Raw genomic sequence first — 14,501 nt, 5'->3', positions numbered from 1 at the left:
AAGTTAATTGTGCTATTGCCGATATTTTGTGGTTAGAAATAAGTTTTATGTGTTAGGTTATATTCACCTTAATAATGAATATCATTTCAGAGGCTTCATTTAGTAAGTATGAAGGATTCAGACTTTTTCACCTGGCGACGGGATTGCTTCCTCCGGTTTCAGGCACTGACCAGTGCCAGTGAAGTATATCAGGAACTACAGCGACAAACTCAGGCGCTCGAATTTGATTATTACGCACTCTGTGTACGCCATCCTGTGCCATTTACGCGCCCCAGGATATCTGTGCACACCACGTATCCGCAACGGTGGATGGCGCAATATCAGTCAGAGAATTATTTCGCCATTGATCCGGTGCTCAAACCGGAGAATTTCATTCAGGGCCATTTACCCTGGACGGATGAATTATTCGCGGATGCTGAGGCATTATGGAATGGCGCACGCGACCATGGCTTGCGTAAGGGAATAACACAGTGCCTGATGCTGCCAAATCACGCGCTCGGTTTCCTGTCCGTTTCGTGTACCAACGTTCAGGCGGGCGCGGTCACCAGCGAAGAATTAGAGCTGCGGTTGCAGATGCTGCTGCAAATGGCGTTAACCAGCCTGCTGCGTTTTGAAGATGAGATGGTGATGCCACCCGAAATGAAATTCAGCAAACGTGAGCGGGAAATTCTGAAATGGACTGCGGAAGGGAAGACATCAGCGGAAATAGCGATCATTCTCTCTATCTCGGAGAATACCGTTAACTTCCATCAGAAGAATATGCAGAAGAAATTCAACGCGCCAAACAAGACGCAGATTGCGTGTTACGCGGCGGCGACAGGGTTAATCTGAGCAGAGAGAACGTTCTGCGTGCCAGACGAGATAACGGCTGAATGCAACACATTCAGCCGTTTTTTTTACTGACGGTAGGCTTGTTTAATTTGCTTAACGGTATTGGCAAATACCGCTGACTCAGCCTGGTTTTCCATCTGCGCGATTTGCTTTTCCATTTTAATGATCACACGTCCGGCGTCAGCCTGACCCATTGCCTGTAACATCAGCGTCAGCAGGGCTTTCAGGCAGTTGACTTCCTGGGCCAGTTCCTGGCTATTCTCCGCAGTTGCAAATTCAGGTGTGCTCATTTATTTTCCTCGTTATAAAACAGCGCTCGCGCGCGATGATGCAAGTCAAGGCGGCGGAGTATACCACAAGCTGTTCCAAAAAATGCAGCGGTTGTTTTTCATACTTTTCCGCAGGGTGTTTATTTGCATAAACACCGCGTGCCAGTAAACTGTACAGGGTCGAAGATTATTAATTGTTTATGGCCGGTTCGCTTGCCGTTAATTATTGTTACAAAAATTTGAGAACTGTTTTTTTGACCGTGACGGGGTAGGGATTTTTGTAACTTTTTGAATACAGATGCTTAAAAAAAGCCGTACAAGCGCTCACCGCGCGGGCTTTCTTTCCAGCATCTGTACAGGCTAATTTCCAAAAACGCGAGCGAAATCGAATAGCCGGTTTTTTAACGTTTTAATCTTGTGAGGAAAAACGTTAATATAAAGCCAATTATCACTCAGTAGCGTTATCCCTATTCTGGAGACATTCCCTTTGATCAACGTCCTTCTTGTTGATGACCACGAACTGGTGCGCGCAGGGATACGACGCATTCTTGAAGATATAAAAGGTATTAAAGTTGCCGGTGAGGCGTGCTGTGGCGAAGATGCCGTTAAATGGTGCCGCACCAATTCAGCCGATGTGGTGCTGATGGATATGAACATGCCCGGTATCGGTGGGCTTGAAGCAACACGCAAAATCGCGCGTACCTTTGTTGACACAAAAGTCATCATGCTGACCGTACATACCGAAAACCCGCTTCCTGCGAAGGTGATGCAGGCAGGGGCGGCAGGTTACCTCAGTAAAGGTGCCGCGCCGCAGGAAGTGGTGAACGCGATTCGCTCCGTCTTTGCCGGCCAGCGTTACATTGCTTCCGACATTGCGCAACAAATGGCGCTGAGCCAGATTGAGCCGGAGAAAACCGAATCTCCGTTTGCCAGTTTGTCTGAGCGTGAATTGCAGATTATGCTGATGATCACCAAAGGCCAGAAGGTAAATGAGATCTCGGAGCAACTGAATCTCAGCCCGAAAACGGTGAACAGCTATCGTTATCGGATGTTCAGTAAACTGAACATCCACGGTGATGTTGAACTGACTCATCTTGCCATCCGTCATGGTCTGTGTAATGCGGAGACGTTATTAAGTCAGTGAGTGATGTATTTGATTCAAAAGCATTTCTGAAAACCGTGACCAGCCAGCCTGGCGTTTATCGCATGTATGACGCTGGCGGTACGGTTATCTACGTGGGGAAGGCGAAAGATCTCAAGAAACGCCTCTCCAGCTATTTTCGCAGCAACCTTGCCTCCCGTAAGACTGAAGCGCTGGTCGCGCTTATCCAGAATATTGATGTCACCGTCACCCATACGGAGACAGAAGCACTCCTGCTTGAGCACAACTATATTAAGCTCTATCAGCCGCGCTATAACGTTCTGCTCCGGGATGATAAATCCTACCCGTTTATTTTTCTGAGCGGCGATACCCATCCCCGGCTCGCGATGCACCGTGGTGCGAAACATGCGAAGGGTGAATACTTTGGGCCGTTTCCTAACGGCTATGCCGTGCGTGAGACGCTGGCGCTGCTGCAAAAAATCTTTCCTGTTCGTCAGTGCGAAAACAGTGTCTACCGTAACCGCTCGCGCCCGTGCCTGCAGTACCAGATTGGCCGCTGTCTGGGGCCCTGCGTCGCCGGGCTGGTGAGTGAAGAAGAGTACGCGCAGCAGGTTGAGTACGTGCGCCTGTTTTTAGCCGGTAAAGACGATCAGGTCCTTACCCAACTGATTGCCCGTATGGAGAAAGCCAGCGCCGCGCTGGAGTTTGAAGAGGCCGCGCGCATACGTGACCAGATTCAGGCGGTGCGCCGGGTGACGGAGAAACAGTTTGTTTCGAACACCGGTGACGATCTCGACGTGATCGGCGTTGCCTTTGATGCCGGTCTGGCCTGTGTGCATGTGCTGTTTATTCGTCAGGGCAAAGTGCTCGGCAGCCGCAGTTATTTCCCGAAAGTGCCAGGCGGTACGGAGCTGGGTGAAGTGGTTGAAACTTTTGTCGGCCAGTTTTATCTGCAGGGGAGCCAGATGCGCACGCTGCCGTCGGAGATCCTGCTTGATTTTAACCTTGCCGATAAAACCCTGCTGGCCGATTCCTTATCCGAGCTGGCGGGACGCCGGGTCAATGTCCAGACCAAACCGCGCGGCGACCGTGCGCGTTATCTGAAGCTGGCGCGTACCAATGCCGCGACAGCGCTCAGCACCAAACTTTCCCAGCAGTCGACGGTGAGCCAGCGTTTAACGGCTCTGGCGACGCTTCTGAAATTGCCGGAAGTGAAACGCATGGAGTGTTTCGACATCAGCCATACCATGGGGGAGCAGACCGTTGCTTCCTGCGTGGTGTTCGATGCGAACGGTCCGCTGCGTGCTGAGTATCGTCGCTACAACATCACCGGCATCACCCCGGGGGATGACTATGCGGCAATGAATCAGGTGCTGCGTCGTCGCTATGGTAAAGCCATTGAAGAGAGCAAGATCCCGGATGTGATCCTGATTGACGGCGGGAAAGGGCAGCTCGGCCAGGCGAAGGCGGTCTTTGAATCCCTGGATGTCAGCTGGGATAAAAACCATCCCCTGCTGTTGGGGGTGGCAAAAGGGGCCGATCGTAAAGCTGGGCTGGAGACGCTGTTCTTCGAGCCGGAAGGTGAGGGCTTTAGCCTGCCGCCGGATTCCCCGGCGCTGCATGTTATTCAGCATATTCGCGATGAGTCACACGATCACGCCATCAGCGGTCACCGTAAAAAACGGGCGAAGGTGAAAAACACCAGCACGCTGGAGACCATTGAAGGCGTTGGGCCAAAACGTCGCCAGATGCTGCTGAAGTATATGGGCGGATTGCAAGGATTACTCAACGCCAGCATGGAGGAAATTGCAAAAGTGCCGGGTATTTCGCAAGGGCTGGCAGAAAAGATCTACTACTCGTTGAAACATTGAGGGCTCTGTAGCAACATAGAGCTAAATTTTACTGACAACAAATAGTTACCGTCATTATGCAATATAACATCCCTACGTTGCTCACTCTCTTTCGCGTCGTGCTTATCCCGTTCTTTGTACTCGCGTTTTATCTGCCGTTTGTCTGGGCCCCTTTTGCCTGTGCGCTGATTTTCCTGGTTGCCGCGGTCACCGACTGGTTTGATGGTTATCTGGCGCGCCGCTGGAACCAAAGCACCCGTTTTGGTGCTTTCCTCGATCCGGTGGCCGATAAAGTGATGGTGGCTATTGCCATGGTGCTGGTGGCTGAACATTACCATACCTGGTGGGTGACACTGCCAGCCGCCACCATGATTGGACGCGAGATCATCATCTCTGCACTGCGTGAATGGATGGCTGAACTGGGTAAACGCAGCAGCGTGGCGGTATCCTGGATCGGTAAAGTGAAAACCACCGCGCAAATGGCGGCGCTGGTCTGGATGCTGTGGCGTCCGAACGCCTGGGTAGAGTGGGCGGGAATCGGCCTGCTGTGGGTTGCCGCGGTGCTGACCCTGTGGTCAATGCTGCAATATTTGAACGCAGCGCGCGGAGATTTGCTTGAACAGTGATCGTTTCGCCGTAATTTTCAGCAAACGATCCGGGGATGCAAAAAATAACGTTGACTCATCACGTCATATCAGTAGAATGCAACGCATCGAACGGCGGCACAGTTAGCCGGACGATAATGAAATCAAGTGGTTAGCAGTTAACTTGATGACATGCGGGAATAGCTCAGTTGGTAGAGCACGACCTTGCCAAGGTCGGGGTCGCGAGTTCGAGTCTCGTTTCCCGCTCCAGATTAAAGACATGCGCAATAGCGGGTGTCAGTTTAAAAAGTTTTACGGCGCGTTAGCAAAGCGGTTATGTAGCGGATTGCAAATCCGTCTAGTCCGGTTCGACTCCGGAACGCGCCTCCACTTTCTTCCCGAGCCCGGATGGTGGAATCGGTAGACACAAGGGATTTAAAATCCCTCGGCGTTCGCGCTGTGTGGGTTCAAGTCCCACTCCGGGTACCATGGGAAACAAAGAATAATCAAAGCAATAAGCAGTGTCGTGAAACCGCCCCTTAAGGCGGTTTTTTTATTTCTTTCACAATGCGCTAATCAATATCTCTTTGTTCGTATGATGGCGATCAGCCATATACATGCAGTAGTTACTGCAATCGCTATCAAATAGAGAATTAATGTGTAGTAATCCAGAAAATCCTCTTCGATAACAAACCCATACTTTTCTACATACCAGTCATATAGCTCCAAATCAGGCGTGAAGTAACAGAATATACAGTAAAGAATGCTTAAGAAGCTCAATTCGGCAAGCCAGATAAGCACTGAGTGAACGGGTTTCATCAGTAGACCTGTATAGTGCCAAATGCACGTAGTTGAGGGGTGATCATCGTTGATGGGGTTCTGACAAGCGCTCTCCAAAGCACCATATAATCATTGAGAGAGACAAGCGTTATACACCCATCACTGTTGCCACTGCTTCCTGCCGGGTGTAGACGAAATGATCCTCGCTCAACTTTATTTATAAAAGTAGTGTCATCAATCCGTTCATCTTCACGCAAGAGTGCAAACCATAAGTCACGGTCCGATCCGCTTCGAATTGATTTCATCCAATTGCTGGTACGGTTTTTAAGATTACCCCGAGATCTTACAACAATGTAATAATTACCCGGAGGAAGAGGCCCCCTTTTGGCGATTGCTATAGAATCTGGGTTGTTTCTGTGCTTCCCTTTATTGCCTGAATAGGCGGCGAAAAAACCCACACCAGGACAACTTAGTGACGATAGCTGCCCATTATTCATATGAAAATAGCAACGGATCATCTGTCTGCCCAAGAATCAGTAAAAAGAATATTGCCGTCGCAGTGCTTCCAGGTTATGCGTTCATAACGCAAAGATATGCTTTCAAGATGGTTGTGCTTTTCAGTCGTAGGATCTTTCACATCGTGCATGACGGGGCATACAGACACTACCTTTACCCCTTCAAGATACATATTGAAGTATTCAACTTCCTGCCCAGCGTCGTTAATTCTGTACCACTTAAATTCCGCTGATTGTAACGTTTGCCCATGCGCCACAGCTTTATAAAGATATGGGCTTGATGAATCGAATTCTTTTTCAAAATTTAATGCGGAGTGAACTCGTGTACCTGTGATTTTTCCGGTTGCGCTATCAGTAGGAAGGTGCAAAACCATGTCCAAATCCAAGAACTTCAATACTACCTTCACGGTGCTGAACATCTACAGAACCTGTAATGTTTGCACCGCCGTCATCTTTAAGCCAAAGATATGCGGGTATAGCCATTCTGAAAGCTCCTTTTCAGTGAGTTTGACGTGATTGTCAGAGACTAATAAATCAACAAACTCAGGCCGTCTCAAGGCATTGCGTGCTATACCTGTCGTGAATATCTCATTGTTATTTATATGAAATTACTTTTAATGATTCCTTTCATATCAAATCACACCCCGCCCAAATACGCCTTCCTCACCTCCTGATTCCCCAGTAACTCCTCACCGCTGCCGCTCAGGCGGATCTGCCCGTTAACCATCACGTAGCCGCGGTCAGAAAGCTTCAGCGCGTGGTGCGCATTCTGCTCCACCAGAAAAATGGTCATCCCGTTGCGGGCCAGTTCGCGCAGCGTCTGGAAGATCTGTTTCACCACAATCGGCGCCAGGCCGAGGCTGGGTTCATCCAGTAACAGGAGTTTAGGGCGGCTCATCAGCGCCCGGGCGATAGCCAGCATCTGCTGTTCCCCGCCGGACATGGTCATCGCGCGCTGTTTACGCCGCTCTTTGAGGCGAGGGAAGAGGTCAAACATGGTGTGCATATCTTCCGTTGCAAACTGGCTGCCAATGGGGATGGTCCCCATCAGCAGGTTCTCCTCCACGGTCATATCGGGAAAAATGCGTCGTCCTTCCGGCGCCTGGGCAATGCCTTCGGAGGCGACATAGTGGGTCGATTTATGGCTGATGTCCTCTCCGCAAAACACGATCTGCCCGCTGCGAATACGCGGCTGGCCGAAGATAGACATCAGTAATGTCGATTTACCCGCGCCGTTAGCGCCTATCAGCGCCACGGTTTCCCCTTTGTTTACTTCAAGTGTTACCTGTTTCAGCGCCTGGATCACGCCGTAAAACACGTCCACCTCGCGAAAGGCCAGCATCGGTTCGCTCATAGATTGACCTCGCTTTCATCGGTGCCCAGATACGCGGCGATCACTTTTTCATCATGCTGGATCTGCTCGGGTTTTCCCCTCGCGATGACGTCTCCATGGTCGAGCACAATGATGTCGTCCGAAATCTCCATCACCATTCCCATATCGTGTTCAATCAACAGTACCGTAATGCCGTGGTGGTCGCGCAGAAAACGGATAATGTTGCTCAGCTTGTGCGTTTCAACCGGGTTGAGCCCGGCGGCGGGTTCATCCAGACAGATCATCTCTGGTCCGGTGCACATGGCGCGCGCGATTTCCAGACGCCGCTGCTGGCCGTAGGACATCTCGCCCGCCAGGCGATTGGCATACTCCACAAGATCCACCACCTCAAGCCAGTAGAAGGCCCTGTCCAGGGCGTCGCTCTCTGCCCGTCGGTAAGCGGGGGTATTGAGGATCCCGGCGAGCAAATTACGGTTAACGCGCATATGCTGTGCGACCAGCAGGTTTTCCACGACCGACATCTCGCGGAACAGACGAATGTTCTGGAAGGTGCGTGCCAGCCCGGCGCGGTTAACCAGATGCGTCCCGCCAAACATCTTATAGAAAAGGCGCTGCCCCAACTGTGCAGGGTGAATCCAGTCGTCCGGCTGGAATTTTTGCCCGAGTACCTGAATGACGTTGGTCGTTCTGTTGCGTGCATTAAACAGAATGTTCCCGCCGGACGCTTTATAGAAGCCGGTCAGGCAGTTAAAGACGGTGGTTTTGCCAGCGCCGTTTGGGCCGATAAGGGCGGTAATCGAACCGCGCTGCACGTCGAGATTGACGTCATTAAGCGCCTTGATCCCGCCAAAATGCATCATTAGGTGCTCTACGCTTAAAATCGTTCCGTTCATGGCGCCACGCCCTTACGCACGGCAAACCCGCTGCGGTTAATGCGGATCAACCCGCGCGGACGCCAGATCATCATCACCACCATCAGCATGCCAAACAGCAGGACGCGATACTCAGCAAAGCTGCGCAACAGCTCGGGTGTCACGGTGAGCACAAAGGCTGCCAGCACGACTCCGAGCGTGGAGCCCATGCCGCCCAGTACCACGATGGCGAGGATCAGCGCAGATTCAAAAAAGGTGAATGAGGTTGGATTCACAAAACCCTGATAGGTGGCAAAGAACACGCCCGCAATCCCGGCCGTTGACGCGCCCAGCGTAAAGGCCGAAAGCTTAACCAGCACATGGTTGAGGCCCATGGAGCGGCAGGCGATTTCATCTTCCCGCAGGGCTTCCCATGCCCGGCCAATTGGCATTCGTGTCAAGCGATGCTTGATATAAAGCACCAGCAGCACCACCAGAAACAGCACCGCGTAAATAAAGATAAACTTCATATTCGGGTTGTACGTCAGATGGAAAAATTCATGAAATGGCACGCCACCTTCTTTGGCGCGTCGACCAAACTCCAGTCCGAAAAACGTAGGCGGTGGGGCTGACACGCCATTAGGCCCGCCGGTGAAGGTTAGCCAGTTGTTCAGCACCAGACGGATAATTTCCCCGAACCCGAGCGTCACAATCGCCAGGTAGTCGCCGTGCATGCGCAGCACCGGGAAGCCGAGCAGGGCACCGGCAGCCGCAGCCATAATTGCCGCCAGCGGCAGCATGCTCCAGAATCCGAGTCCCAGATATTGATACCCCAACGCCAGCCCGTAAGCACCGATGGCGTAGAAGGCGACATACCCCAGATCCAGCAGTCCGGCCAGACCCACGACGATATTCAGGCCGAGGCCGAGCAGGACGTAAATCAGCCCGAGGATAGCAACCGTCAGCAGGTATTTGGTGGCGACAAACGGGAAGCAGATCGCAAGGGCGATCGCCAGAGGAATAACCCAGCGCAGACGGCTTTTGTATTCCGGCGGGCGAACATATACTCCCGCGCTGTCGGCTTCGAACCGCGCCTGAAAACGGGCCCCGGCAGCGGTAATTAAAAAAACGCTCAGCAGAAAACGCCCAACCATCACTGTGCCAACCATCCAGGCCAGGCGCTGTCCGGCAAAGTTAAAGCTATACCCGTCCAGTACCACGCCCGCAATCGGGCCAAAAATAATCAATGCGATCAGCCCGGAAAACATCGCGTCCAGCAGGCAGCGCTTGAGGGAGAAACCGTGAGATGTCATCGTTTTCTCCTTCACACTTTGGCCACGACAGGGCGGCCGAGCAGCCCCTGAGGGCGGAAAATCAGGATCATGACCAGCAGCCCAAACGAGAACACATCTTTGTAGTCCGAGTTCACCATGCCGGAAAATTGAGCCTCGGCCACCCCCAGAATCAGCCCGCCGAGCATCGCGCCGGGCAAAGAGCCGATCCCTCCTAGCACCGCGGCGGTAAAGGCTTTGATACCAATCACAAACCCGACGTAGAAATCAAAGGTGCCGTAATTCATGGTAATGAGCACCCCCGCCAGACCGGCCATTGCCGCGCCGATGACAAATACCAGAGAAATAATCCTGTCGGTATTTATCCCCAGAATGGAGGCCATTTTTCGATCCTGTTGTACCGCACGACACATGCGTCCCAGCCGGGTATGGCTGATAATCCAGGTGAGCAATAGCATCCCGGCGAAGGAGGCGACCAGAATGAATACTTTGGTATAGGTAATCTGCACGAACCCCTCTCCCAGATGCAGACGAATCACGCCATCCAGCATGGTGGGAACCCCTTGCTGACGCGGCCCCTGGCTCAGTTGCGCGTAATTTTGCAGGATAAGCGACATGCCGATGGCGGAGATCAGCGGTGCCAGACGGGTGGAGTTGCGTAGCGGTTTATAGGCAATGCGCTCGATGGTCCAGCCATACACTCCGGTGACCACGATGGTGAATACCAGCGTGCCGAGGATCAGTAGAGGGAACGACTGCAGGCCGAAGAAGGAGAGCAGCGCCAGGCCAATCGCGCAGAGATAGGCAGAGATCATATACACTTCGCCGTGGGCGAAGTTAATCATCCCGATGATGCCGTACACCATCGTATAACCGATGGCGATGAGTCCGTAGACGGAGCCCAGCGTTAAGCCATTAATTAACTGTTGCAGGAAGAATGTACTCATCTTAGCGCGCTCTTTATAACGGCTGCATAAACCGCGCAGCCTGATGTGTTGTTTGCGTCGGCAGGCGGCCCTGCCGACGTTGAGCGTGACTCCGTCCCGTTACGGCACTTCCTTATACTTTCCTTTGTCGTCCCATTGATACACCACGTAGTCAGAGACTTTCAGATCGCCTTTGCTGTCCCAGGCTTTTTTGCCCATCACCGTATCGACGGAATTAGCCTTCAGCCATTCGCTGGCTTTGGCTGAGTCCTTGCCGCCCGTCGCCTTGAATGCCGCAGCGATAGCCTGCACGGAGGCATAGGAGTAGAGGGTGTATCCTTCCGGTTCGAATTTACCGGCGCGGAATTTCTCAATTACCGCTTTACCGTCCGGGATCAGGCGCGGATCTTTACCGAAGGTCATATAGATGCCATTGGTATATTGGGGGCCTCCCGCCGCGGTCACCATCTCTTCGTTGACAATACAGTCGCCGGAGAAGAATTTTGCCTGCACGCCCTGTTCACGCATCTGGCGAACCAGCGGGCCGGCTTCAGGGTGACAGCCCCCGAAGAAGACGACGTCCGGTTGTTGCGCCCCAATTTTGGTGACCAGGGCGTTAAAGTCTTTTTCACCGCGGGATAACCCTTCGTACATTACGTCCTGCACGCCGCGTTTTGCCAGTGCGGCTTTGGTGGCGTCCGCCAGCCCCTGACCGTAGGTGTCTTTGTCGTGAATGATCACCACCCGTTTGGCTTTCAGCTTGTCGATAATGAAATCGCTGGCGACCTGACCCTGCTGGTCATCGCGGCCGCACATGCGGAACATATCGCTCATGCCGCGCTCGGTAATCTGCGGGTTGGTGGAGCCAGGCGTGATGGTGATGATCCCCGCGTCGCTGTACACCTCAGAGGCGGGCATGGTGGACGAGGAGCAGAAATGACCGACCACCGCGTTGACCTTATCCTGGTCGACTAAACGGTTGGCGACGGCAACGGCCTGCTTGGGCTCGCAGGCATCATCTCCCTGAACCAGCTTAATTTTTTCACCGTTGATCCCGCCTGCGGCGTTAATGTCCTCTGCTGCCTGTGTTGCGCCATGCCAGTACTGATCGCCGTAGGTGGCATTGGGGCCTGTAAATGGCCCGGCCACGCCAATGACAATATCTGCCCGGGCGGAAAATGCCGTCACCAGACAACCGGCCAACACAAGAGAAAGAGGAGTTCTGATTAATTTCAGCGACATTATTGTGTTCCTTAGCAATGAGGTTTTTGCACCACGGTGTAAACCCGAACGCCCGACGGCGCAGCCAATCAAAAACACGAGCGAGAAAAATGATGTTACGAACAAGATACGGTCAGCATCCTGCTTAATACGGCGAGGTTTCCATGCGCAGTGTCGCGTGCTGAAGATTAAGCAAAATCGTTGCCAGAATGGTTAACCTGTTGACGGCGTTGCGACATGTTGAGTATAGAGCGCCGTTGTACGCAGCCTTGCGGGACGCACTGAAATTACAGCGGAGATCACATCTCGTTAACAATAAAGCCCATAAGTTGTGCAAGGGTCACGATTTGCACGTTTTTGCAGCAATAATTCCCGTCACTTCCGCCGGGAAAGGCGTACGATATGTGCTAGGATCCTTTCCTTTTTGATCAGGAGTGTCAGCAATGACTGAAGGCCCATTAAATGAAAGCGAAATGGCGTGGCTGGAAGAGACGTTAATGTCTTACGGTCATGACGATGCGTCCGTGATTGACGTGTCCGAACTGGACGGCATGCTTACGGCAGTGCTTTCCGGCCCCGTGGTTGTCGAGCCAGACACCTGGCTGGTGGCGGTATGGGGCGGCGAGAAATATATCCCGCGCTGGAAAAACGATCGAGAAATGAACCGTTTTATCGATCTCTGCTTTAAGCATATGAACGACATTGCTGAGCGCCTGAGCGAATACCCGGATCAGTTTGAGCCGATGTTTGGTTATAACGACGTGGACGGCCAGAGCTACACCGTGGTGGAAGAGTGGTGTTATGGCTATATGCGCGGCGTGTCGTTGACCGACTGGTCTGCACTGCCAGAAGAGCTGAAAGCGGATCTGGATGTCATCGCGCTTCACGGCTCAGAAGAGAACAGCGAGAAGCTGGACGCGCTGAGCGAAGAGGAGTACATCGCCAGCATTGAGCGTATCCAGCCAGCGGCGCTGCGTTTGTACGACTACTGGTCGGCTAACCCACAGCAGCCGGAAGCGAAGAAACCGATTGTTAACGGCACAAAGGTCGGGCGTAACGATCCGTGTCCGTGCGGCAGCGGGAAGAAGTTTAAGAGCTGTTGCTTACACTGATAAAAAAGGGGCTGTTGATAGCCCCTTTTTTTTACCCCACTTCCGGCAGCATTCCCGCCGCAATCAAAAATTGCACCAGAATAATGACGACCCCGCAGGCAAACACAATGCACAGCAGCGGCTTTCCACCTGCCACCCGGTACCCTTGCCGGGCATGCTGTTGGCGGCTCTTCCACGCCAGCAGAGAAGGGAGCAGCAGGGCAAGAATGGATAGAGCCACCCCCGCATACCCCAGCGCCATGACAAACCCGCGCGGGTAGAAGAGGGCAAAGGCCAGCGGAGGCAGGAAGGTGATCGCCCCTGTCTGTAAGCGGCCGGTGACGGAATTGCGACGCTGGAACAGATCTGCCAGATAATCAAACAGACCGAGCGCCACGCCCAGGAAGGAGGTGGCCAGCGCCAGATCGGCAAACAGATGCACCGCCAGCTCAACGTGTGGAGAAGTTACCACTTCACGCAGCGCCAGCAAGAAACCATTCAGACCGGCGTGTTCCGCCATCAAGCCAATAAAGGTGGAAGAGTCGATACTGCCCAGCGTCACCAGCTGCCAGAAAATGTAGGCAATCAGTGGGATGGCGCTACCGATAACAAACACGCGGCGAAGCTTGCGAATATCACCGTTCATGTAGCTGACAATGCTTGGCACACTGCCGTGGAAGCCAAATGAGGTAAAAATGACCGGGATCGCGGAAAGCGCCAGGCCTTTTTCCAGCGGCAGCGTCAGCAGGTTAACCTTATGAACATGCGGTGCCAGCAGAACCAGCATCACAATCAGAAAAAGAATTTTGGCGCTGAATAAAAAACGGTTAAACAGATCGACCAGCGAGGTGCCCACACAGACCACGCCGCCGCCGATAAGCGTAAAGAAGATGGCCCCCGTCGCTGGCGTAATGTCAGCACCGAATCCGTCGTTGACGCTGGAAGCGATCAATTCCCCGGCACCGCTGATATATGCAGCGGTCAGGGCGTACATCAGAAACATCATGCTAAAGCCTGTCACCCACTGTCCGTAACGGCCCAGATAGCGTGCCGCAAGCGAACCCAGCCCGGTATCGGCGGGGACGTGCTGATAAACCTCAAGCAGCAACAGCGCGGTGTAACACATTAATGCCCAGAGCGTACCCAGCAGCAGTAATGTCATGCCAAATCCGACGCCCGCGGCGGCCAGCGGCATCGCCAGCATTCCTGCGCCAATCGTCGTTCCGGCGACGATAAAAATACTTCCCAGGGTTCTGTTTTTCACGCTTTCCTCTACAACGCTTCACGATCGCGACAAAATCTGCGGCGCAGAGTAAGGGAAAAGCCGTATTTCGTCAAATCACCGTTACAAGAAGTGTAACTTTAACTTTACAATTTTAGCCGGGCGAGGCTCTTCAGGTAACTCTCTGATCCTTCGGAGGTGTAAGGCTACTTCATAAGGACAATAGGATCGCGTGAAAATCAGGCGTAATTTAAACAAAAATTGCAAAACATAAAATAAAATGAGGGTCTGATGGCGGGGGAAAATCCATTCACAGCGGCCTGGAGCCGGGGAGGCAATTTGCTATGTCACGGCCACTGGATCATCAGCTGGCAGAATACGGCGCTGACGTTGCCGGAATCCCGACGTGAAAAGGATATGGGCACATGGGCGATTTATTCGATTATCGATCCTGAGGATGAGACCTTTGCACAGGGGTTAAAAGAGGATGAGTGGATAATCGAAAACGTGGACTGGCTGACGGATTTATTCTTCGACGCCGGGATCCCGCTTGAGGCGGCAAACTACCGGTACTTTTTCCAGGCCGTAAATCCGCATGACTGGCGCTGTACCAGTTGCGCAGGTTGCATGTAAA

15 protein-coding genes, 3 tRNA genes and 1 pseudogene are annotated in these 14,501 nt (G+C 52.8%); 9 read left to right on the top strand and 10 right to left on the bottom strand.

Annotated elements, in window-relative coordinates; translation table 11 throughout:
- Positions 1–108: 108 nt before the first annotated feature.
- Complete coding sequence (sdiA, locus tag AC2FAK_RS04340; protein WP_095454569.1) at positions 109–831, top strand: quorum-sensing transcriptional regulator SdiA; 723 nt, start codon at positions 109–111, stop codon at positions 829–831.
- Between the two features lie 65 nt (positions 832–896).
- Here sdiA and AC2FAK_RS04335 read toward each other — a convergent pair whose 3' ends face one another.
- Together AC2FAK_RS04335 and AC2FAK_RS04330 are read right to left on the bottom strand one after the other, a co-directional pair.
- A complete protein-coding gene (locus AC2FAK_RS04335; RefSeq protein ID WP_013096025.1) occupies positions 897–1,121 on the bottom strand; it encodes a DUF2594 family protein in 225 nt (74 codons plus the stop codon).
- The gene (locus AC2FAK_RS04330) at positions 1,108–1,188 is read right to left on the bottom strand and encodes a hypothetical protein (RefSeq protein ID WP_418250438.1); all 81 of its coding nucleotides are present in this window, start codon (positions 1,186–1,188) and stop codon (positions 1,108–1,110) included. Before AC2FAK_RS04330 ends, AC2FAK_RS04335 begins: the two co-directional genes overlap by 14 nt.
- Positions 1,189–1,587: 399 nt before the next feature.
- Here AC2FAK_RS04330 and uvrY point away from each other — a divergent pair, with 399 nt between their 5' ends.
- From uvrY to AC2FAK_RS04300, 6 genes are all read left to right on the top strand, one after another.
- Positions 1,588–2,244, top strand: coding sequence for a UvrY/SirA/GacA family response regulator transcription factor (gene uvrY / locus AC2FAK_RS04325; protein WP_013096026.1), 657 nt, complete (start codon positions 1,588–1,590; stop codon positions 2,242–2,244).
- Entirely contained in the window at positions 2,241–4,073 is a 1,833-nt protein-coding gene (gene uvrC / locus AC2FAK_RS04320) for an excinuclease ABC subunit UvrC (protein WP_013096027.1), read from the top strand. The genes uvrY and uvrC overlap by 4 nt, the downstream gene beginning before the upstream one ends.
- A 56-nt stretch (positions 4,074–4,129) precedes the next feature.
- Positions 4,130–4,678: a CDP-diacylglycerol--glycerol-3-phosphate 3-phosphatidyltransferase gene (gene pgsA / locus AC2FAK_RS04315; RefSeq protein WP_013096028.1), complete on the top strand. Its 549-nt coding sequence runs from the start codon at positions 4,130–4,132 to the stop codon at positions 4,676–4,678.
- Between the two features lie 152 nt (positions 4,679–4,830).
- Positions 4,831–4,906 (top strand) — tRNA-Gly (locus tag AC2FAK_RS04310).
- Positions 4,907–4,952: 46 nt separating this feature from the next.
- A tRNA-Cys gene (locus AC2FAK_RS04305) sits at positions 4,953–5,026 on the top strand.
- Positions 5,027–5,038: 12 nt separating this feature from the next.
- Positions 5,039–5,125 (top strand) — tRNA-Leu (locus AC2FAK_RS04300).
- 329 nt (positions 5,126–5,454) lie between these two features.
- On the opposite strand, the gene AC2FAK_RS04295 is transcribed toward AC2FAK_RS04300, so the two are convergent.
- The 7 genes and pseudogenes from AC2FAK_RS04295 to AC2FAK_RS04265 all read right to left on the bottom strand — a co-directional run bounded on the left by AC2FAK_RS04295 (position 5,455) and on the right by AC2FAK_RS04265 (position 11,575).
- A complete protein-coding gene (locus tag AC2FAK_RS04295) occupies positions 5,455–5,913 on the bottom strand; it encodes a DUF2778 domain-containing protein (RefSeq protein WP_256065134.1) in 459 nt (152 codons plus the stop codon).
- A gap of 17 nt (positions 5,914–5,930) precedes the next feature.
- Positions 5,931–6,414: pseudogene (locus tag AC2FAK_RS04290) on the bottom strand (Hcp family type VI secretion system effector).
- Between the two features lie 154 nt (positions 6,415–6,568).
- Entirely contained in the window at positions 6,569–7,285 is a 717-nt protein-coding gene (locus AC2FAK_RS04285; RefSeq protein WP_013096030.1) for an ABC transporter ATP-binding protein, read from the bottom strand.
- Entirely contained in the window at positions 7,282–8,157 is an 876-nt protein-coding gene (locus AC2FAK_RS04280) for an ABC transporter ATP-binding protein (protein ID WP_095454568.1), read from the bottom strand. The genes AC2FAK_RS04285 and AC2FAK_RS04280 overlap by 4 nt, the downstream gene beginning before the upstream one ends.
- Positions 8,154–9,428: a high-affinity branched-chain amino acid ABC transporter permease LivM gene (gene livM / locus AC2FAK_RS04275; RefSeq protein ID WP_095454567.1), complete on the bottom strand. Its 1,275-nt coding sequence runs from the start codon at positions 9,426–9,428 to the stop codon at positions 8,154–8,156. The genes AC2FAK_RS04280 and livM overlap by 4 nt, the downstream gene beginning before the upstream one ends.
- 11 nt (positions 9,429–9,439) lie before the next feature.
- Positions 9,440–10,354, bottom strand: a complete 915-nt coding sequence (locus tag AC2FAK_RS04270; protein ID WP_020687620.1) for an ABC transporter permease subunit — start codon at positions 10,352–10,354, stop codon at positions 9,440–9,442.
- Between the two features lie 99 nt (positions 10,355–10,453).
- Positions 10,454–11,575, bottom strand: coding sequence for a branched-chain amino acid ABC transporter substrate-binding protein (locus tag AC2FAK_RS04265; protein ID WP_095454566.1), 1,122 nt, complete (start codon positions 11,573–11,575; stop codon positions 10,454–10,456).
- A 422-nt stretch (positions 11,576–11,997) separates the two neighbouring features.
- Between AC2FAK_RS04265 and AC2FAK_RS04260 the strand changes: the two genes are divergently transcribed.
- Complete coding sequence (locus AC2FAK_RS04260; RefSeq protein WP_013096035.1) at positions 11,998–12,666, top strand: YecA/YgfB family protein; 669 nt, start codon at positions 11,998–12,000, stop codon at positions 12,664–12,666.
- A 31-nt stretch (positions 12,667–12,697) separates the two neighbouring features.
- On the opposite strand, the gene tyrP is transcribed toward AC2FAK_RS04260, so the two are convergent.
- Entirely contained in the window at positions 12,698–13,909 is a 1,212-nt protein-coding gene (gene tyrP, locus AC2FAK_RS04255) for a tyrosine transporter TyrP (protein WP_029882588.1), read from the bottom strand.
- Between the two features lie 249 nt (positions 13,910–14,158).
- Here tyrP and AC2FAK_RS04250 point away from each other — a divergent pair, with 249 nt between their 5' ends.
- A complete protein-coding gene (locus tag AC2FAK_RS04250; RefSeq protein WP_013096037.1) occupies positions 14,159–14,500 on the top strand; it encodes a hypothetical protein in 342 nt (113 codons plus the stop codon).
- Position 14,501: the final 1 nt, after the last annotated feature.

The sequence above is a fragment of the Enterobacter cloacae complex sp. 394F7 genome, from assembly GCF_057320385.1.
The sequence above is the reverse complement of the archived record's forward strand: the minus strand, read 5'-3'. Positions and strand labels throughout refer to the sequence as shown.

Excerpts from the sequence above, each read along its gene's own strand:
- sdiA (WP_095454569.1), top strand. The coding sequence starts at position 109 with ATGAAGGATTCAGACTTTTTCACCTGGCGACGGGATTGCTTCCTCCGG.
- AC2FAK_RS04335 (WP_013096025.1), bottom strand. The coding sequence starts at position 1,121 with ATGAGCACACCTGAATTTGCAACTGCGGAGAATAGCCAGGAACTGGCC.
- pgsA (WP_013096028.1), top strand. The coding sequence starts at position 4,130 with ATGCAATATAACATCCCTACGTTGCTCACTCTCTTTCGCGTCGTGCTT.
- AC2FAK_RS04295 (WP_256065134.1), bottom strand. The coding sequence starts at position 5,913 with ATGAATAATGGGCAGCTATCGTCACTAAGTTGTCCTGGTGTGGGTTTT.
- AC2FAK_RS04285 (WP_013096030.1), bottom strand. The coding sequence starts at position 7,285 with ATGAGCGAACCGATGCTGGCCTTTCGCGAGGTGGACGTGTTTTACGGC.
- AC2FAK_RS04280 (WP_095454568.1), bottom strand. The coding sequence starts at position 8,157 with ATGAACGGAACGATTTTAAGCGTAGAGCACCTAATGATGCATTTTGGC.
- livM (WP_095454567.1), bottom strand. The coding sequence starts at position 9,428 with ATGACATCTCACGGTTTCTCCCTCAAGCGCTGCCTGCTGGACGCGATG.
- AC2FAK_RS04270 (WP_020687620.1), bottom strand. The coding sequence starts at position 10,354 with ATGAGTACATTCTTCCTGCAACAGTTAATTAATGGCTTAACGCTGGGC.
- AC2FAK_RS04265 (WP_095454566.1), bottom strand. The coding sequence starts at position 11,575 with ATGTCGCTGAAATTAATCAGAACTCCTCTTTCTCTTGTGTTGGCCGGT.
- AC2FAK_RS04260 (WP_013096035.1), top strand. The coding sequence starts at position 11,998 with ATGACTGAAGGCCCATTAAATGAAAGCGAAATGGCGTGGCTGGAAGAG.
- AC2FAK_RS04250 (WP_013096037.1), top strand. The coding sequence starts at position 14,159 with ATGGCGGGGGAAAATCCATTCACAGCGGCCTGGAGCCGGGGAGGCAAT.